23 protein-coding genes are annotated in these 18,771 nt (G+C 55.7%); 8 read left to right on the top strand and 15 right to left on the bottom strand.

The window, feature by feature from the left end; all coding sequences use genetic code 11:
• Window positions 1–516 precede the first annotated feature (516 nt).
• Window positions 517–897, top strand: a complete 381-nt coding sequence (locus LIO64_RS09165) for an NADH-quinone oxidoreductase subunit A (RefSeq protein WP_290549139.1) — start codon at window positions 517–519, stop codon at window positions 895–897.
• Between the two features lie 238 nt (window positions 898–1,135).
• The gene (locus tag LIO64_RS09160) at window positions 1,136–2,296 is read left to right on the top strand and encodes an MFS transporter (protein ID WP_290549138.1); all 1,161 of its coding nucleotides are present in this window, start codon (window positions 1,136–1,138) and stop codon (window positions 2,294–2,296) included.
• Window positions 2,297–2,519: 223 nt separating this feature from the next.
• Here LIO64_RS09160 and LIO64_RS09155 read toward each other — a convergent pair whose 3' ends face one another.
• Entirely contained in the window at window positions 2,520–4,253 is a 1,734-nt protein-coding gene (locus LIO64_RS09155; protein WP_290549137.1) for a hypothetical protein, read from the bottom strand.
• Between the two features lie 294 nt (window positions 4,254–4,547).
• Here LIO64_RS09155 and LIO64_RS09150 point away from each other — a divergent pair, with 294 nt between their 5' ends.
• The 3 genes from LIO64_RS09150 (at window position 4,548) to LIO64_RS09140 (ending at window position 8,428) form a co-directional block, all read left to right on the top strand.
• Window positions 4,548–4,778, top strand: a complete 231-nt coding sequence (locus LIO64_RS09150; protein ID WP_290549136.1) for a hypothetical protein — start codon at window positions 4,548–4,550, stop codon at window positions 4,776–4,778.
• 220 nt (window positions 4,779–4,998) lie between these two features.
• Entirely contained in the window at window positions 4,999–5,265 is a 267-nt protein-coding gene (locus LIO64_RS09145) for a hypothetical protein (RefSeq protein WP_290549135.1), read from the top strand.
• A gap of 40 nt (window positions 5,266–5,305) precedes the next feature.
• Window positions 5,306–8,428, top strand: a complete 3,123-nt coding sequence (locus LIO64_RS09140) for a hypothetical protein (RefSeq protein WP_290549134.1) — start codon at window positions 5,306–5,308, stop codon at window positions 8,426–8,428.
• A gap of 211 nt (window positions 8,429–8,639) precedes the next feature.
• On the opposite strand, the gene LIO64_RS09135 is transcribed toward LIO64_RS09140, so the two are convergent.
• The 14 genes from LIO64_RS09135 to LIO64_RS09070 form a co-directional block, all read right to left on the bottom strand.
• Window positions 8,640–9,359, bottom strand: coding sequence for a site-specific DNA-methyltransferase (locus LIO64_RS09135; RefSeq protein WP_290549133.1), 720 nt, complete (start codon window positions 9,357–9,359; stop codon window positions 8,640–8,642).
• A 69-nt stretch (window positions 9,360–9,428) separates the two neighbouring features.
• Complete coding sequence (locus LIO64_RS09130) at window positions 9,429–9,794, bottom strand: hypothetical protein (RefSeq protein ID WP_290549132.1); 366 nt, start codon at window positions 9,792–9,794, stop codon at window positions 9,429–9,431.
• A 2-nt stretch (window positions 9,795–9,796) separates the two neighbouring features.
• Window positions 9,797–10,093, bottom strand: a complete 297-nt coding sequence (locus LIO64_RS09125) for a hypothetical protein (RefSeq protein WP_290549131.1) — start codon at window positions 10,091–10,093, stop codon at window positions 9,797–9,799.
• Window positions 10,090–11,973 carry a hypothetical protein gene (locus LIO64_RS09120; RefSeq protein ID WP_290549130.1) on the bottom strand — a complete coding sequence of 628 codons (1,884 nt, stop codon included), beginning with the start codon at window positions 11,971–11,973 and terminating at the stop codon, window positions 10,090–10,092. The genes LIO64_RS09125 and LIO64_RS09120 overlap by 4 nt, the downstream gene beginning before the upstream one ends.
• Before the next feature lie 5 nt (window positions 11,974–11,978).
• The gene (locus LIO64_RS09115) at window positions 11,979–12,248 is read right to left on the bottom strand and encodes a hypothetical protein (protein ID WP_290549129.1); all 270 of its coding nucleotides are present in this window, start codon (window positions 12,246–12,248) and stop codon (window positions 11,979–11,981) included.
• 2 nt (window positions 12,249–12,250) lie between these two features.
• The gene (locus tag LIO64_RS09110; RefSeq protein WP_290549128.1) at window positions 12,251–13,192 is read right to left on the bottom strand and encodes an ATP-binding protein; all 942 of its coding nucleotides are present in this window, start codon (window positions 13,190–13,192) and stop codon (window positions 12,251–12,253) included.
• Between the two features lie 15 nt (window positions 13,193–13,207).
• Window positions 13,208–14,854: a hypothetical protein gene (locus tag LIO64_RS09105; RefSeq protein ID WP_290549127.1), complete on the bottom strand. Its 1,647-nt coding sequence runs from the start codon at window positions 14,852–14,854 to the stop codon at window positions 13,208–13,210.
• A gap of 7 nt (window positions 14,855–14,861) precedes the next feature.
• Window positions 14,862–15,002 carry a hypothetical protein gene (locus LIO64_RS09100; RefSeq protein ID WP_290549126.1) on the bottom strand — a complete coding sequence of 47 codons (141 nt, stop codon included), beginning with the start codon at window positions 15,000–15,002 and terminating at the stop codon, window positions 14,862–14,864.
• Between the two features lie 5 nt (window positions 15,003–15,007).
• Window positions 15,008–15,661 (bottom strand): DUF2786 domain-containing protein, encoded by a 654-nt coding sequence (locus tag LIO64_RS09095; RefSeq protein WP_290549125.1) that lies wholly within the window; start codon window positions 15,659–15,661, stop codon window positions 15,008–15,010.
• 12 nt (window positions 15,662–15,673) lie between these two features.
• Window positions 15,674–16,399, bottom strand: a complete 726-nt coding sequence (locus tag LIO64_RS09090; protein ID WP_290549124.1) for a hypothetical protein — start codon at window positions 16,397–16,399, stop codon at window positions 15,674–15,676.
• Window positions 16,400–16,405: 6 nt separating this feature from the next.
• A complete protein-coding gene (locus tag LIO64_RS09085) occupies window positions 16,406–16,675 on the bottom strand; it encodes a hypothetical protein (RefSeq protein WP_290549123.1) in 270 nt (89 codons plus the stop codon).
• Window positions 16,676–16,678: 3 nt separating this feature from the next.
• Entirely contained in the window at window positions 16,679–16,810 is a 132-nt protein-coding gene (locus tag LIO64_RS09080) for a hypothetical protein (protein ID WP_290549122.1), read from the bottom strand.
• A complete protein-coding gene (locus LIO64_RS09075) occupies window positions 16,807–17,025 on the bottom strand; it encodes a hypothetical protein (protein WP_290549121.1) in 219 nt (72 codons plus the stop codon). Before LIO64_RS09075 ends, LIO64_RS09080 begins: the two co-directional genes overlap by 4 nt.
• On the bottom strand, window positions 17,018–17,359 hold the full coding sequence (locus tag LIO64_RS09070) for a hypothetical protein (protein ID WP_290549120.1): 342 nt from the start codon (window positions 17,357–17,359) through the stop codon (window positions 17,018–17,020). The genes LIO64_RS09075 and LIO64_RS09070 overlap by 8 nt, the downstream gene beginning before the upstream one ends.
• Before the next feature lie 216 nt (window positions 17,360–17,575).
• Between LIO64_RS09070 and LIO64_RS09065 the strand changes: the two genes are divergently transcribed.
• The 3 genes from LIO64_RS09065 to LIO64_RS09055 all read left to right on the top strand — a co-directional run bounded on the left by LIO64_RS09065 (window position 17,576) and on the right by LIO64_RS09055 (window position 18,735).
• Window positions 17,576–17,869 (top strand): helix-turn-helix transcriptional regulator, encoded by a 294-nt coding sequence (locus tag LIO64_RS09065; RefSeq protein ID WP_290549119.1) that lies wholly within the window; start codon window positions 17,576–17,578, stop codon window positions 17,867–17,869.
• Window positions 17,870–18,010: 141 nt separating this feature from the next.
• Window positions 18,011–18,292 (top strand): hypothetical protein, encoded by a 282-nt coding sequence (locus tag LIO64_RS09060; protein ID WP_290549118.1) that lies wholly within the window; start codon window positions 18,011–18,013, stop codon window positions 18,290–18,292.
• Between the two features lie 38 nt (window positions 18,293–18,330).
• On the top strand, window positions 18,331–18,735 hold the full coding sequence (locus tag LIO64_RS09055; protein ID WP_290549117.1) for a hypothetical protein: 405 nt from the start codon (window positions 18,331–18,333) through the stop codon (window positions 18,733–18,735).
• The last annotated feature ends 36 nt before the right edge of the window (window positions 18,736–18,771 follow it).

Here is an 18,771-nt window from a genome sequence, read left to right as displayed (position 1 = left end):
GGAAGAAACCCTCAGTTGAAAGGAAAGCCGTTCCGGAATGGTCCGGAACGGCTTTCTTCGTGAGCGGGTGGAAGCTTGCAGGGAAAAGGGGACTCCCCGCGGCCCCCGAAAGAGGCGGGCGGGTCCGCGGCAAAGGTAAGGCTGGCGTTTTTGATGAAGCCTGTTTCCCGAGGCGGTGGTCCTGTTCCCCCGCGTGGGGAAGTGACGCCGGGAATAGATTTTCCTCTGCTCAAGCTGTCGGGGCTTCTTCCAGGACTTCTGATGAAAGGCCTGTTCCGGATGGGGACGGTTTGGGGCCGCGTTTGATCTATGAGGGCCGGGAGGCCCTCATTCCCGGCGGGTACCTGTCGGAACAGGGGGGAGGGCAAATCTTCGTCATGTACGCCTGAAGCTTCCGGCTGGGAATTAAGGCTTCCGGCCTTAATAGAGAGGCAGGGGTATTGGAGGAACAGGGGGAGGGAGCCCTTTTTAGTTTTGCTTTTCCTGGACGGCTGTGATACACCCGTGCCAGACGTCATGAACCAGGAATTCTTTTCAGTATTGGTGCAGGTGGTGGCGGCCCTGGGGCTGGCCGGCATTATTTTATTGCTCAGTATCTTGATGGGCAAGCGCTCCTCTGTGCGCAAGCCTGCCGACATTCCTTATGAATGCGGGATGATTCCCATGGGGGAAGGCGCTCCCATGTTCTCCGTAAAATTCTACATGGTGGCCATGCTCTTCGTCATCTTTGACCTGGAAGTGGTTTTCCTCTATCCCTGGGCCGTCAACTTCCGAGACTACGTGATGATGAATCCGGAATCCTTCACGGCCATGTGCATCTTCATCGGCATTCTGGTAGTGGCCTACCTGTACGCGCTGGGCAAGGGAGCCCTGAACTGGCACCGCGATCCCAACTGAAAAACTCCCGTTTTATATTTGAGAAACGCCGTCCAGCTTGTGTGGACGGCGTTTTTTGTTTGCAGAGAGGAAGCATTGAGATAGACGGTGCGGTGCCGGAATAGCTGGTTGGAAAAGGCAGGCCGTTGCTCCTTTGACGGTTCTGCATGGTGAAATCTTATTGTACAAGATATGATTTCTCTTGCCAGGGGCGGAAAATGAAGATAGCTTTTTTTGCGCGCGATCCGGAAAATCCAGCATGAACCTCTCTCTCCCCAAAACGACTCAGGGCGTTTACCGCTTGTCAGTCAGTACCTTCTATTTTCTTCAGGGCCTGGTGTTCGCCAGTTGGGCATGCCGTATTCCGGATGTCAAGAGCGCCCTGGGAATGAATGACGCCGATCTGGGGTCCGTGCTCTTTGCCGTGCCTGTCGGGCAGATGTCCGCCATGGCTTTGTCCGGCTACCTGGTAGGCCGTTTCGGTAGCCGGAGGATACTCATGGCATCTTCCGTTTTTTACCCGGCCGTACTTGTGTGCCTGGGGCTGGTTTCCTCCTTCTGGGAACTGGCCGGAGGGCTGTTTTTGTTCGGCGTGGCCGCGAATCTGACGAATATTTCCGTCAATACGCAGGGGGTAGGGGTGGAGAGGCTGTACCAGTGCAGCATCATGGCCCGCTTCCATGGCCTGTGGAGCCTGGCGGGATTCTTCGGGGCGCTGCTGGGGGCGTTCATGGTGGACTGGCACGTGTCTACGGAAACGCACTTCATCGTCATCTTTCTGGTATGCATGGTCATTCTGGCCGTATTTTCCCCTTTTCTCCTGCCGCGGGACGCGCGGCGTTCCAGTTCCCAGAGCGGGGGCATGTTCCGGAGCATGGATGCCTATGTCCTCCTTATTGGCCTGATAGCCTTCGGGAGCATGGTCAGTGAGGGAACCATGTTTGACTGGAGCGGCGTCTACTTTGAAAGCGTGGTGCAGCCGGGGCCGGGCCTGGTGCAGGCGGGCTACGTGGCGTTCATGAGTACGATGGCTCTGGGGCGTTTTACGGCGGACCGCATGGTGATGCGCTTTGGGGCCGTGCGCGTGCTGCGCGCCAGCGGCGTCCTGATTGCCGCCGGGCTTCTGGTCTCCGTGCTGTTTCCGGTGTTGTGGTCCGCTACGCTGGGTTTCCTGCTGGTGGGTCTGGGCACTTCCTCCATTGTCCCCCTCTGCTACAGCATGGCCGGAAAGTCCAAAAAGATGATTCCCAGCGTGGCCCTGGCCTCCGTTTCCACGATCGGCTTCCTGGGCTTCCTGCTTGGGCCGCCCGTCATCGGCCACATTGCCCACGCCTCTTCCCTGAGGTGGTCTTTTACTCTCATTGCCCTGGTAGGTCTGGGAACGGCGTTCATCGCCCCCTTCTTGAAAAGGTTCAGATGACAGAATGAAGTTCCACCCGGAGGGAGGCGGCACGCCGGAAAATTCCGTTCCTCCCCGTTTTTCCGGAGGTTCACCGGGCGGAATTTCCCGGCAAGGGAAGGGGCGGCCATGGCCTGTGAAATGTTTTCCTACCGCTTAGGCTTCATGATCTGGTTGGGAGAGACCTGCATTCGCCGTTTTTCAGGAGGGGCGGAAATTTGTTGGACGGCATGTCGTTGAGACATTATTCAGATGGCTGAGACGGTACCATTCCTCCGGCTCCGAATTTCAGATCCAGTGGAACCCGTACCGTACGGGGATTGATGTAAATGATCAGCTCCGCCGTAATGTTCCGGTCCGCAGGTTCCCAATAAGGTTCATAAATGCGTGTCACTCCCTGCGGGGGAGTATCATGAACGACCGGTTCCGTCGGAGAATACTCCCGGTTGTTCGCGTCAATGAGAGTGAGGGCGCCGAAACAGGCGGAAGGAAGGGTGCTGCGGACATGCAGAAGGAGGGAACTCTGTGAGGATTCGGATTTCATGTCGGCGACGGTGAGCGTCGCCTTGGCGTCATCCGGCAGTTTGATTCCCGGAATATCCTGAAGAGGGAGCGTGACCGTGCTTCCCATGACGGTGGGAAGCGGGAAGGATATGCGGCAGGCGCGGCTGGCCATGATCATGTTTGCCGTTCCGGAGAGAGTCCAGCAGGAAGAGGTTTCCGGCAGCAGATCCGGGATGTTCAGGCTCAGGATGGGGATAGGGATTTCTTTTTCCCAGGGGGAGAAGCTCATATGGCTGGAAGCGGCGGCGGGAACCGGGGATGACGTTTCATTTCCCCTCAGGGCTAGTGGATTTTCCGGTGAAATGCTAATGGCCACAGGCCCGTTTTCCGGCGTTTCAGGCCGGAAATCAATTCTGGTGAAAGGTCCGTCGTAAACCAGGGAATGCCCGCTGGAGCCGGAGTCTTGGTTTTGATGGAAGTAATGCAGCCCAAACCGCACTTTTTCCTCCGGCAGACGCGGATCATGGATGAAAGGAACGGAGGACGGGGCGGGCAGGACGGTAAATTCCTGGCGGGAATGGCGGACAGGAGGGCTTTTGCGCGCGAGGTCTATTTCCATATCCACCGGAACCGAGACGCGCCGCATCTCCTCCGGGTTGATGTAGAAAAGTTTTACCTGGAGAAGGTTCCAATCCTGTTTTGAATAGTATTGCCGGTTAAAGATATATTCCTGATGCCCCTGATCGTTGAAATTAAAGGAGAACCGGGCGGGAGTGGCCTCCGCGGCCTTCCCCTTCTTGTCTACGAGGAGGAATTGTGCAAACTGGAACCGTGATGGATCGTACTTCAACGTCATGTCCGCACAGCCCGAAGACGGGGTGGAGGAAGTGAACGTGGCGGTGTTCGGGGTATCGGAAAAGGCCAGGTCCCCTTCACCTTGTTCCAGGGAGGGGAGAGGGATATCCTGCGTCCGTCCCTTTCCTTCCTGGAGAAGGTTGAAAGGCGGCAGCGTATGGATTTGTCTGGCAAGGTAGAAAACGAGATGCCCCCTGATTCTGAATTTCGTTGTGGAGGGTGGCAGGTGGAATGGAGGGGAAGTGAGCCTCACGCACCAGTTTTTGATTCCTTTTCCGGGATTAAAAGAAGGGAGGCGCATTTGCGACAATTTGGCGGCAAGCGGTTCATGCTGATCAGTGTTCATTTCCGTATCAAGCGGAACGCTCCATGACCCTTCCGGGTCCGACAGGGTCAGCTGGTGGGGACCTTCCCGTTCAGTAAACGTTCCGCTGCCTTTCAGGAAGGACTGGAGAAACAGGGTGATGCCGCGTTTTCCCTCTTTTGCATTATCTTCCGAAATATAAAAGCAGTCTGTACGCACCTTGATCTCACGCTGTTCTGGAAGGTTGTCTTTTGTTTGCCGGGCCGGACACGGAAGTGTACAGAGGAGAAGGGGGACAAGCAGGATTGTTTTCATGGGAAGATGGGAGCTTGCCTGCCATCTTCCCTCCGGCTAAGGGGATGATCAAGCTGAAAGAAGATGGGCCGGAGAGAAAGGATGGCGCGCCTGGCGGGGCTCGACCCCGCACGCCTTCAGGCATCAGATCTTGGGGTTGGTGCCATATTTTTATTATCAATAAGTTAAATTACTGTTCTTTCTTTGGGTTTATCAATGAACATGAAGCATGGGATCCTTTCAACCGTAAGAAGATCCCGAAAAAAACACGATGGTTCTCATGCTTCTTTTTCCCGGAGAAAGAAGGAATAGCTGATGCGCGATATGCCGGGAAATCGGCAATGGCATGGGCTCTTTACTTTCTACGAAGAAGCGTTTGAAGTGTATCAACGAATTCAACATCAATCCGTGGATGGTATGTTGCCGGAGCATTTTTCCCTTCCTTGGTCTCTTGTTTTTCGAAAAGCCTTGAAAAACCTGAAGCGGGAATATCCGGTGGAGCGGGTCATGGCCGGAAGCTCACGCCCGCTTTTGCAAGAAATTTGATGAAGATCTCCTCCTCGCTGCGGATCTCCCAACCCCATCAACCCATGATACGGTGATAGGCGCGTTCGGTTTTTGAGCTTCAAGGAAGGTATCGAGGAAGGTGGAATTAAAGTGACAAAATTGACACGGACCCGTCACGCCGCAGCGTGAGAATACGCTTGACGCGGGTTTCGATTATGTCTATCAACCCGATAGTATATGACCAATTAGCCATATCGATATGATTTCCTCTCATGGAGATTTATTTGCGTTGTCTGCACCCGGCATGGGATGCATTGGGATGCTTGAGCATGTTCGTATGGTTGGCCGTATCAAATTTTCGAGAGATTCCATGCAAGCGTTTTCCTTTTCCCGGGGACTTTCCATGAGCGCATCCGTCTTTTTGCGGATATGTTTTTATGTGCCGCCTCAAGTTTTCCTTGGGGCGGACTTGTCGCTTGCCCTCCCTGTAAAACCCTTTGGCATCACATCACAATCAATGGATTAGAAGTCAATTTAATCCTAATAATTCCCCAAAAGTATCCCTCATGAAAATAAATCCAAAACACACGACAATATTAACCGCCTTTTGCGCTTCGGCGTTCGCGCTGGGCGGCATCGCGCAGGCGGCTGATAAAGCCTGGTCCGTCACCAGCAATTCCGGCCTCTGGGATTACTCATCCCCAAATTGGAATGCATCCCAAACCTTTGCAGCCGGAGACAACGCCATATTCTCGTCCTGGAATGGAACGGTTGAATTCAATTCGGACAACATCGACGTCGGCTCCCTGTCCGTTTATTCTTCAAGTGTTACTGTGCTGACAGGTGCCAGAACGTTGAACATTACAGGCGGCATAACGCTCAATAACTCGAATTTGGACATATCGGGGGTGAATGTGGGCTCGTCAATTGCAGGCACTGTCACCATAGGAGAGAATTCCGCATTGACGGTTCTCAACAGGGTTCCCACTGCAAGCACGATCCAGATGACCGACTCCACTTCAAAAGTAGTGTTTTTGGGCAGTCCGTCGGGAGTTAAAACATACGACTTCACCGATGCCACCGGCGGCGGATTTGCTTCAGACTATGTTCATTTGGAATTCCAAGGCAGTGCGGCTTCTGCGTTTGCCAACCTGACGGGGGCGGACCATGGCGGCGCGATCAACAGCGCGAACAGCGTCAACATCACCGCCGCCGAGGGAAATGTGACATTTACCAACAATGCCGCCAATATGGAAGGCGGAGCCATATGGGCGGGAGATGATGTGGTGATCACCAGCGGCAAGGGCAATATTTCGTTTGACTCAAATACGGCCCTTTCCGGTTCCGGCGGCGCCATCTCATCCATGGGAGGGGTTACGCTTGAATCCGACGGCATGATTACGTTTACCGGAAATGTAGCAACCAAGGGATCCGGAGGCGCCATAGCAGCCGTATCAGATGTGAATATAACTGCTGCCGGCAATGTGGAATTTAGCGGGAATAAGGCGGAGGCGGAAAGGGCCCCATATGGCTCCGCTTATGGCGGCGCCATATATATTAATGGCGGGTCGGTCAATATGACGAGCGGGCATGACATCAAAGTGAAAGACAATGAAGCGTTTAGTTCGGGCGGTGCCATATGGGCGTCCTATCATGTGACAATTGAGTCCTCCGGCGATATTTTGTTTGAATCAAACAGGGTTTCAGGTGATTCCGGCGGCGCGCTGAACGCATTTAATGGCAACGTAATTGTCCATTCCGCCAACGGAAGCATAGAATTTAAAGGAAACGAAAGCGGCCGAAGCAACGGCGCGATATCTGCCTACGAGAAAGCCATCATTGAGGCCGTCGGAGACGGCGGCAGGATTGCGTTTACCGGCAACACGGCGAACTCTAACAGCGGCGCGATAGGAAGTAAATCCGTGGAAATAAAGTCCTCGGGCGACATCGTGTTTCTGGATAACAAGGCCGGCGGCCTTGGCGGTTCCATCAATGCGTCGGGCAGCATCAACAGTGGCGACAAGGTAAGCATCATCTCCACGGACGGCAAAGTGTCGTTCGGCATGAGTGATTCCAGCGTAACGGCAGCCGATCAAGGCGGCGCCATTTACACAAACGCCACCGGAGTCACCGTGGATGGTGCACAGGGAGTGGAGTTCAAGAATCTGAACGCCGGTTCGGACGGCGGCGCCTTGCGCGTCTATGGGGCGGAAATAAAGTCCTCGGGTGACATCGTATTTCTGGACAACACGGCCGGAGGCAATGGCGGTTCCATTTTTTCGAGGACTGATACGATTTTGACGTCTACGGGCGGCAACGTGTTATTCGGCAGGACGGACTCGACTGCTCCGGCGGCCGTCACGGGCGGCGCCGTTTATTCCTTAAACGGATCGGTCAGGATAAAAGCCGCGCAGGGATTGGGGTTTGACCAGTTGAAAGCCACCGAGAGCGGCGGTGCGATTTACACCAATAGCTCTGCCGAGCTTGAAACGACGCAGGCCGGCGGCAAGATCACATTCACGGACAATAACGCCGGCTCGGACGGCGGCGCCATCTATGCTTCCTATGATGTAAAAATAACGTCTGCGGATGGTATCCTTTTTGATTCCAACAGCATTGCCGGACTAAGCCAGGGCAGCAATGGCGGCGCCATTTACGCCGGCAGAAGTGTGGAAATAAGTTCTGCGGAGGCCATGGTGTTTGACTCCAACAGGGCGACAACCGGAAATGGCGGCGCAATTTATTCCGGAAGCGGCGTCAACATCAAAGCCGGTGCTGTCAGCAGTTTCACCAACAATCTTGCCGGCGGTTCCGGAGGCGCCATTTATCTGGAAGCAGATGTTGCCTCAAGCGCTCTTGCGTTGAATGCCGCAAATGGCAACATAACGTTCAGAGGCAATAAACAGGGTGTCGATTTCAGCGACCTCTTGAATCCAATCGGCGGTACGGCCAACTCCATTTATATCAATGACGGCTCCCATGCCGCAACGCTCAACCTCACCGCGGGCGGCGGCAGAGCGATATATTTCTACGACCCGATTGCCTCCTATAACGGTAATACAACCACCATCAATGTCAACGGAACGTCTGCCGCCACGGCCACGGAGGGCGAGGTTGTGTTCTCGGGTAAAGACTTTGCGGCCGGTTCCTCCGAGGTCAAAAGCGAAATTATCGCCAATATGACGGTGTGGGGAGGCAGCCTTGTTTTGGAAGACAATGCCGAGTTTGGGATAAAAGGCGAGGGGACGTTGATACTCAAGAACGGCGCCGGCCTCCTCTCACGAGGTACTGAAGATTTCTCCCTGAGCAGTCTCAGCGCCGGCACCATCACCATGGAAGGAGTGTCGAAAATCAGCGCTGAAAATCAGTCATCCCTGTCCTTATCCGGAAACATGATATTGGCGGCCGGGGCGAATGCTGAATTTTCCTCCTCTGACGGAAGTGCAATATCATTGGGGGGCTTTTCGGGAGGGGGCCATGTGGTGAAAACCGGAGAAGGAAGTCTCTTATTGAATGAAATTTCCACGATGACCGGCAACTTCTCAGTGGGAAGCGGCGATGTTCTGATCAATAAAGAGAATTCCCTTCAGACGGCAGGCACAGTAAGCATTTCCAAGGACGCGCAAATCCGGAATGTGAATGATGGTGTGACCAAGCATAAATCATGGAAAAGGGTGGAATTGGATTGAAAGAGGTTGAAAGTGCTTGAAAACACAGGGGATGAGCGGGCGCGGAAGGCTGGGGAATGTGGAAAATACCTGAAAGGGTAAATCCGGAAAAAATGAAAGGGTGGACTGGTGCCCATCTGAAAGGGTGAACCGGGGTGTGACACGTGTCACAAACATGTAGGGAAACGCACCCCGGCGAGCGATCCGCGGCACCATCGCCAACCCTGCGCGGTCAGTTGGCGAGATTGGCCAGTCTGTCCCTGGCGATCTGGACATGAACGGGGGAAACGTCGATGCCGTGCCCCGTGTGGCCCTCTTGGCGGGCTGCCACGATCGTGGTGCCGCTGCCCGCGAACGGGTCCAGGATGACGGAAGAGGGAGGCAGAACCTCCATCAGATGGGCCATCAGAGGAACGGGCTTGCCCGTCAAATGAAACTTGTCGCCGGGCTTGAGGTAATGACGGAAGACGCCTGCCGGGAACACGCGCGGGCGGTCCTGCTCCCGGCCGATGCTGCCGCGCGTGGCCACCAGGACGAACTCGGCTTGATTGCGGAACATGCCTTGATGCGGGCGGCATGCCTCCGTCTTGTCCCAGGTAACAAGAGAACGCCACGTCCAACCAGCGGCCTGCAAGGCGTCGCTGGTGGTGGGAAGCTGCCGCCAGTCCGAACACACCATCAGCCAGCCACCCTCGCGCGTCAGGCGTAACGCCTCCGTCATCCACATGACCGACCACATGAAATGGGAACGCTGGTCGCGGGTATCAAAATCAAAGGAAGGAAGCCTGCCCCGTGAAATGTACTTGCGCGCCGGGGAGGCCTTGCGCTCCGTTGTTGTCAACCCTCCGGAAGCATAGGGAGGATCGGTAATAATGGCATCGTAGGAACCGCCTGGAAGCTGGCGCATGAGGGAGAGAGAATCCCCGCAGACAATAGGGTCATGTGTGAACATGGGCACACCCTAGGGCATCAGGCGGCGGCACACGGACGGCGCGGCCTGAAAAGGCCGCCGTCAAAAATGTTAGAGGGCCGAGGCGTCCTCCACCCGCGAGCCTTTAAGGTAGGCGTCACGTCGGACTTGCGTCCAGAAATTAGGGTCTTGCCTTGTGCGCTCCATCAGGTCCAGCACCTCCGTGTAATAGTACATGGAGACATTGGGAGAAGGCCGCATCTCCTGGATGAATCCGGCCCTGGCCAGCCGCTTGAGGATTTTGCGGCCGACGCCTGTTGCCTCCGCCACGTCGTAGCTGGTACCAAGCTGCACAGGCTGCCCCAGTCGCAAGGCCCAAGTGCGGTCGTCTATCTTGATGCGCTTGACGGGAACAAACCACTTGCCGGAATCAGGATAGGACAGAGGAAGGGGGATTTGCGTTGCTTTCTTGGTCATGGCTAATAAATACGGTCAAGGATGTTGGGGGCTACAGGCTCGAAATAGAACCCGGTCTGGTAGAGGTCTTCACCCGTATCCAGGTCGGTGAATCCCAGGGGACGGACTGCGTCAATCTCGCTGCTGATCCACCATTTCCGGCGCGCCGCCTCCGGCAACGCGAGATAGTCATCAAGCGTCATGTCTCCGGCAATCGTCTCCATGAATTCGAAATCGGCGTCATCCGGGAACGTGTCCGGAAGCTCCTGGGCCTCGAACAAAGCCGTGATCCGGTCGAGTTGTGACTTGGTCAGAATCATGATAGTTGTGACTTGATGAATTGATAAAAATCCGGATCGTTGCGTTGGAATTCCACGGGGGATTCCAACATGCGCTGGATACCCATGGAAAGAATCTCACTGCCCCGCACAGATGAGATGAATTGATCCCGCCCCATGCTGGCATAATATCCGGGGCAGTAAAGCTTGCCTGTATAGGCACTGCCTCCTTTTGCCGCCCACTTGTCCTCCAGCGCTATCTCGTGGGGAGGATAATTGCTGGAAGGATACAGGGTTTTCAGCTTTTTGGCAGGCTCTCCCTGGGAACGGTCATAGAGGAAAGCGGCGGACTGACGGAGGATGTCCGGGCGGTTGTGCTCAATGGCGTGTGCTAGCTCGTGCGCAATGGTACCCGGCGTGCTTGTCGAGGAAACCTTGATGTTGCCAAGATGCTGAAACGCGCGTGTGGTGGAATCTTGCAGGATATGAACGCCCAGGGAAGGTGGCAACTTGTCGGCCGCGACGATGGAGCGGGCAAGGTCCAGTCCCTGTTGAACATTGGGAGATACCTTTTTTGGCCTTGCAGGGGTTATATTGTAGCGTGCATCTATTTTGACCATGGACACGGGAATTGTGCCGCGCTTATCCTTGGGAATGACTACCCCATCCAGCGCCAGAAAGCGCATGCTGTCCCGGTAGGTCCTGGTCCACGATTGCGCTTCTTGGCGCTGTATATCTTTAATGGCAGACTTGTAAAACATGCCACCCGGCACCCAGGAGGCGCGCGCTTTTTTGAAGGCCTCCGCCGCCTCATCCCAGGCGCGAAAATCGTCCTGGGTCAACGTGGCAAAATAACGATCTTCCGCGGCTTTGGCCCGGTCAATTAGCGGCTTCAGCACGGCATCCCTACGCTGGGCAAAGTCATCCCACAACCGTTTGGCGATCTGCTCGCGGTCGGCGGATTGCCGTTGCTGGCGCGCGGCAATCTTGTCGCCAATGCGCTGGCGCTGCTGGTGGACTTGTTCCGGCGTCTTGGCCGGGCGTGCTGCCGGAACGGCATCAGGCCGGGGAGCCGGGGACGGCGCCGTCTTATTATAGACGGCCTTGTCCCCGTGGATCGTAACTATGTCGCCAAGCTGGCGCTTGATCCAGGAACGGACATCCGGCCCCATGTCCGCCACGGATTGCTGCAGGCGATCATTGAAATCCTTGACGATTGGCTTGACTTTGTCGGTGGGCTTGATGGCTCCGGCTGCCTCCGCCTCATCGCGATCCACGTCCTCGGTGCCGCATCCGCTGTTGAAGCCCCACGGACCCCACGGCACGTTAAAATCACGATTGAGGGAAAGCCAGAAATCCAGGTCATCCTTGCGGCGTATCTGCCCCAGGGCGGCATCGTGGTAGGGCCTGGGAGACATGACCGGGCGGACGCGCACAAACTTCCAGCATGGCCAAATGTCCAGGATGTCTTCGTCTTGTCCCTCTAAGAACTGCCCGTAAGAGTTGGCTTGCTCTACCTGGGTATCAAAGATGAGTTGCAGTCGGCGACAGGACCGGAGGTCGCGCAGGTCGTTATCATTGATGTCCGGGTCAATGCTGCCATCCGGCAAGACCTTGCCGAATCCCTCGTCCATCATCATCTGGCGGAACTTGGCGACGAATTCAGAACGGCCCTGTGAGGAAAAGAACTCCTGCCCTCGGTCATTGACGTCCCGGTCCTGGGAAAGAAAGTCGTCAATGTAGTCCTGCATCCTCCGGGCTACCTGGGCGGAGGTGAGGGTGGCGGAGAAGAACGCCTTGGTGCGGATGGCTGCCGGAACCTCACGCCACGCCGCCGTGTCCATGGCGGAGCCGACCGCCTGCTTGTCGCGCAGGTGGTTGAGGGCATCAGAAAAGGGCATGGGGTCCGGCAGTGTGATCATGTCAATCAGGAAAGATGACGCTTGATGTTTTGGCGGCGCTTGAGGGATAACATATCCCGGAGCTTGTCCAGGGAGGGCCGTTGCTGGTCCAGATAGTCAAGGAACCCCACGGCATCCACGATGCAGTACCGCTCGTCAGGGTGGAGCCTGACACCGATCTTGCCCGGATGAGGCGTCGGCGAGAGAATCTGAAAAGGCAGGTTGCCGTAGGAGGATAGGCTCATGCTGACAAACTGGGCGGCCGTTTCCGTGTCCATGTTGGCGTAAGCGGTCATGATTAGTTGGCGGCTTGGCTGATAGCTTGAATCTGGCGGCGGACCGCCTTGACGGCGGCTTCCGGGGTCTGCCCGGCGTCAATCTCGTCCAGAACGCGGCGGACCGTGTCCAGGTTGTGAAACTGGTTGGCGAGGGTGCAGAGAGGGGCCGCATTGGTCAGCTCCACCTGGGGGTAGAGTCCACGCTGGATGGCGGCCACCTCTTCCCCTGTAATGGAGGGAATGTGGATAATGGCAATACTGCGCCGGAGCAGTTGGGGGAACTCCTCCCGGCTGTCCGATGACATGCGGGCCATGTGGTGCGGGAGGGTCAGCAGGACCAGCCCGCACCGGGTCAGGTTGAGAACCGTTTTAAGAAAGTTGATGGTCGCCCTGTTGAAGTGGTTGGCCTCGTCAATGATGATAAGGCGGGGGGCCACCTGCAACGATTGGAGAATGTCCCGTTCGGCGGCCCCCGCGGACCGCCAGGAAGTGCCAATGCCAAGACCCGCGCCGATGGAGGTCAGGGCGTGCAGGTAGCTTTTTTCCCACGCTGGCGCGGCGTTGAGAAGCGTACCCCCGAACTTGCCCGCAAGATAGGAGGCCGTCTTGGATTTACCCGCCCCCGTCTTGCCGACGATGATGACCAAGCGGTGCTCGTCCTTGGTCAAGGCCGCCGCGGAAACGGCGTCGGCGGCCAGGGAAACATGAGGTAGTAGAACCGTGTCCCCTTCCACTCCCGGCGCGTCCTGGCGGACAGGACCGGAGGCTAACGCCTGCTGGACGGCCTGCAAGGCGCGGCCACAATTGCCGGACCAGGTCCCGGCTTTAATCTTGCCCCAGGAGGACGCCGCCAGCGCAAAGCCGATGCGGCGGCAAAAATCCTTGTCGTTGAGGTGCAGGTCCTCCTGCATGCGGGCCAGACGCAACACGTCCGGGTGTTTTGATAATTCATATTTGTTCATGGTTTTGGAAAAAAATTAGAAGTTAAGTGTTGTTGATTGTTCCGCCTGCCGTGCGCGGCGGCGGAGGGCGGCGAAGTCGTCCCGCGTGGCAGGGGTGACGGGTTGAGGGGTGGAGAACCGGCTGTCCTTTTTGGCGGCTCCGTCAAGGGGGTCCTCCATCTTGTAGCGGCGCACCTTGGCGGGCGTTGCGCTGGATTCCTGCGCGTCCTCCGCGGAGTCTCCGCCGTCCTGCACGTTGACGCCCTGGGAAATGGTGGTCTGGCCGTTGAGGCCGCGGAGGGTGGATTCCCGGCCCGTCTTGCCCGTGGAGGTCAAGAGGCGGTATTCCGTCCGCATGACGCCGCGGATTTGGCGGCCCATGTCTTCCCCGCTTCCGCCCAGGCTGACCGGGTTGGTGCAGGAGGCTTGCCCCAGCACCTTGACACTCCCCGGCACGGTCACGACGGCCTGAAGGGGCCACTCTCCCATGGGGTCAAAGTGAAGCATGAGGTCTTGCCCCTCGTGTTGCCAGAGCCACGGCGCGGAAAAATGCCAGCGTTGCGGGACGCCCAGCGGACCGGGAACGGTGGCGCGGAGGGTCCCCTTGACCACCTTGCGCCGGACAATAACGGGGGCTTGAAGCCACGAAAAGTCGGCGGAAACTTGGCGCATGGGCCGCTCCTTGAGGTCTGCCTCCCAGCGTTCCGCTGGAATCCACTTGCCGTACTCGCGGGACTCTACCGGGTGCGTGTTGAGGTAGTTAATCGCCCAGTCGATAGCTTCCAGGGCCTCCGCCAGTGTAGGGAAAACTCCCCGCGGGTCCTGGCGGCCATTGCGGCAAGCGACGTATTTCTCGCTCATGGCCTTGTTTTCTGCCCGGAAGCGGCCCACTTGTCCCGGAAACAAGGAAAGCACGGACCACAAACGATTGAAGAAGTTTTCGACGAGCTTGCACTGCGGGCGGCCCTTGGCGTCAATGTGGCGGATGCCGAGGCCGTCCAGCAATCGCTGAACGCGGTCGCTTTTCCAGACGCCGCCCTCCAAAACAAAAGCGTCCGGAATGCCAATGTCCCGGCAAGTCCGTATCATGGCCCCGGCCACGTCCTCCCCGCGGTAGGTCTGCTCATACCGGATAACATAGGAGTAAGTAGGGACGAAGCTTGTCGCGTCGTCATGACAGACAAGAAGCTGGAAGCGTCCCATGCGGCAACCGTATTTTTCCGCGCATTTGTCCCCGGAGATGCGCCAGGGCCACGGAACGCACACCCCTATGTTAATAGTGGCGTCATCCCAGGACAAACGCTGTCCCGCCCGCAAGAGGCTCCCGTCCAGGTTGCGGCGCAGGAGGCCCGGCATATAGGAAGCCTCCCTTAATTTGCGTTCCCCGCCCCGGTGGAAGCCGACCAGCGGGCGGGCGTTCCGCATCACCTCCCTGGCCACGGCCGGGAGGGTATGCTTGGAGGACCGCGCCATTTTGTCCCAGGCGAGTTCCGGGTGCGCCTGGGTGAACAAGTCCCAGGCAATCGTCATGCTGCCGCTTTTGCGGGTGGCGTTGGTGGACAGGTACAGGCTGGCCAGTTCTCGCTTGAGGTCATCGGTCAGGTCGATCTGGCGCGGACGGCCACGGCGGCCGGAGCCGTCAGCGGAAAATGCGTTGAAAGAGTTGTCGGGAAGGATGGCCATAGGGAAATTAACGAAGTTTGATGGATATGTTACCCAAAAGAAACAGCGCCAGGAAAAAGGCAAGGAACGGACTGTCGTGTAATGCCAGAGATACGCAGAGGCAGGCCACGGCGGCAATATAAAGGATAGCGATGAAATAGCGGCTCATGGAGGTTAATCACCCAGGCGCTGGCCGGGAAGTTGTTTAGTGTTGGGGTCCAGGCGGACGCAGGAGTCCGCCGCGGAAAAGATGGCATCCGCTCCATCCGTGCTGGCGTTGCTCCATCCGGTGTAGTCCACCAGATTGTTCAGATTAACGTAGGCGCAAAGGATGCTTTGCCGTGCTTTTGCCGCGGATTGGGCCAGATTGCCAAAGATGGCTTTCAGCGTCCGGACTTTGGCGGTCAGTTTTTCGATTTCTTCCCGCATGGCCTCCTTCTGCTTTTCTTGGTTCACTTCCAGCTGTTTGATTGACCTTTCCAAACTGATGCGGTGATGCTCGAACAGGGAGGCCACCAGCCCGTGCTGCTCCACGCTCATGGCCAGGTCCAGCCCAAGGGCGTCCTGTTTTGTTACTACTTCCGCCCGCACCTGGGCGGTTGGGATTTGCAGGGCGTAGCTAGCCACGACGATGAGTAGTTCCTGCTCATCATCGTAGTCCGTGGCGTAGCGCAGGGTGCGGATGTCGGTCAGGCTGGCCTCGTCAATCCCGTACTGGGAAAGCATTTTGTCCAGCAGGGCACGGGCATTGATGGCTTCCCCTCCCTCGCCCCGCTGGGCGAGAGCCAGGAGTTTTTGCAGTTTGGCGATCAGGGCGTCGTGGTCCATGGCGGCAATGGGTTAGAGGTATTTTTCCAGGTCTTCCGGCGCGGAGTCCAACACGCTTTTCCAAAGGGAGGCAAACACGCGCTTGCTTTCGCCATCGAACGCATCCCAGTTTTCAAATCCCGTCCGGAGGCTGGACACGGCCTTGGGAAGAATGCCGACGGGCTTCTTGCTTTCCGGATCGATGCCGATATAAACCGGGTCTTTCCGGCGCTCAATGGCCACATCCTTGGCTTTCTGTCCACCTACCGCGCGCATGGCTTGGATAAGCGTCCATTCTCCTTTTTCCACTCTTTCCAGAGCGTTGGCATAAATGGTTTCTTCTTCCTCGTCCTCCGCAGTTTCGGTGGCTGTTTGAAGGGTATCCAAGCGGGCGATGTCCGATCCTTCCGCGGGTGCGCCCAGTTGCAGGCGGCTGATGCTCATATTGGCCGCGATACTGTCCAGGGCGGCAAGGTGGTCATCCCACTCCGCATCGCCGTAGGATGGGAAGTGATCCAGGTCCAGGATTTTGCAGGCCGTGCTATAGGCATTGGCCCAGCGGAAGAGTGTCCGGCGCGATACGTCTACCTCTAATATAGAGATGATGCCGCTGACGGAGGTCTTGGCACGGGCCGACAGGGCGACGATGCAGGCCCCGGCTTTCAGGGCATTGGCACATGCGGAGATAAGGTCACGCTTGGCTCCGGCCGCATAGTTCCGGATGGCGTCTTCTTCTTTGATTGCTATATTTTTAGCCATAATATTTTAGTGTTTGAGTTCTTGGGTTGCCTCCGGCGTGAGGCCGGAGCGGCGGCATGTGCCGCGCAGGGTGAGTAGGGCTTGGCGCTCCCACTCCAGGATGGTGTCCTCGTGGACGCCACACCACGCCGCCAGTTGCCTGCACGTGAGCGGACCCGTGAGGGGAAAGCCGAATTCACGGTGTGCCCAGCGGCGGACCACGGGCCGCCGCAACAGGCGGAGCAGGCAGACGGCGCGGAGTTCCGCGGGGAGGTTGTCAAATTCGGCGTCGGTCATGGGTTACAGAGTGTTAACAGAGTGCAGGGCTTGCACGAGGGCATCTATCGCAGCAGCCACCAGTATGGCGGCAAATGCTGCAAAGATGATTATGGCGAACAGGCCCAGGAGCAGGGTTTTGATTTTTTCCTTCATGCTGTAAGGAACTTGTAAAATCCGTAAATAGCGAAGCCTATTACCCACCATAAAATAGCCAGGAGCAGACAGCCGTTTAATGCCTTGCGGCATCCGGCCGGAGCCGGGGGGGATTCGACGGGAGGCAACGGGGCTTGTTCGCCGTTGGCGGCGTACAGGGCGTTGAGCTTTTCATCACGATCCAGGCGGGCGGAGGCGAGTTGACGGTCATTCATGGCGATCAGGACTGGGTAGGTCTTGTGGGTTAGGAACACCGTGCTTGGCGATATTGGCCAATCCTTTCCGGTATTCAAGGATTCTGGCCGGGTTTAATCCCGGATCAAAATTGGATGTCACGAGCAGGATCGCTTTCAACCGGAAGAATAGTTCATAGGCGTACCATTCCTCTACGTATTCTTTCCCATTGACGACAAGCCGGGGAGCATTTGCTTTCCACTCCCGGTCGGATTGTTCCATGGCCTTGGCGGTCATATCTTCTATTATTTTGTTCATTATGATATTATGATTAATGGTTATTGGTGGAGGTGTGACGCCGATGCGGCAGGGCATGGATGCGGCGTAGGAGGATGCGGCTTGTACGGGTACCAGTTAAAACTCGGGCCAAATGAGTATAATGAACGCCAAGGAAAAGAGCGGCAGAGCGATAAGACCACCCTTTTGCTTTCAACTCTTGCCTAGCAACCTCCACTTCGTGGGGGAGTTGAGTATTGATCTTGGCGTGTACGCGTGCTAACATACATTTTTCGTAATACAATTCTCGTAAACATGCAAGAGAAAAATACAAATTTCGTAAATTTTAAGGCTCTACGAGAGCAATCTGGAATGACTCTCTCCCAGTTATCAGAACTATCCGGTTACAGCGTTGCATCCATTAATGGACTAGAGCTGAACAATATAGGAAGTAAACGTCTAAGAGATAAAATTCTCTCTCTTCTTTTACAAAAAACAGAAGAAGGAGATAAGACTGAAATCCAACATTGGAGAGATAGAGCCTTAAGAGCAGAAGAAAAACTTTCTCAACTCAAATCTGCCATGCAGGGGTGGCTAAAAAAATTTTAACATAACTGTTAGCGCGTAAACAGGTATTTTTATAATTGTATATTGATTATCAATATACAATTATAAAATCGGTTGTGACACGTGTCACAAAGTATGCCATGCCATGTTGCCATCTGTCATAATACTCTCTATGTTGGAGTTATGGCTGACAACATCAATTTCAAAACATTAAGAGAACAAACTCATCTTACATTGTCCAACGTCGCGGAATTATCCGGATGTACCGTGCTTTGCATAGCTAAGTTGGAAAGGGGGGATGATGTATCCCCCGTCGTGAGAAATAGAGTGCTATCCATCCTGTTACAGATGCAAGAAGATGGCCCTGACTCCGCTGTTAAAATCTGGCGTGATCGCGCGTTACGGGCAGAAGAAAAGCTGGCATTGCTCAAAGATTCCATGGTGAGCTGGATTAGGAAGATTTAGGACTTGCCGTCAGTTGACCAAATCTTTAAAAGAAGGTCATGAAGAAATTAGGATGTTTGATTTTTGTTGTGTTAGGATTCTTAGTTACAAGCTTTTTGTTTGTACGCGGAGGCGGAAAAGAAATTGCTAAAAAACAGCAGGTCCAATTGGAAGAAAATCAAGAGAGTCCGAATGAGGTAAAATCCCACCCTGAAAAGAAGGAAAAGAGTAAGGAATACCATCAGGGCTATGATAACGGCTATTTAGTTGGCAAAACAGCCGCGTCAGAAGGTAGGCCGATGAGAGAATATACTGAATTGAAACGTCATGGGTCCATTTTAGGCAACGGTAATGAAGACTATGCAGATGGTTTTTATTTTGGATGGCGTGCCGGGTATAGGGCTCGGTCAGATTATATGAAAAGCATAGGAGAGAAGCCTAAACCATATAATCTAAATTATTAGTAAATCGCACTTCTTCCTTTCAGGCCGCGGCATCCG

It is taken from the genome of Akkermansia sp. (genome assembly GCF_020860705.1).
Taxonomy (GTDB): domain Bacteria; phylum Verrucomicrobiota; class Verrucomicrobiia; order Verrucomicrobiales; family Akkermansiaceae; genus Akkermansia.
Note: the sequence above shows the minus strand (reverse complement) of the source record. Positions and strands in the feature narration are given on the sequence as shown.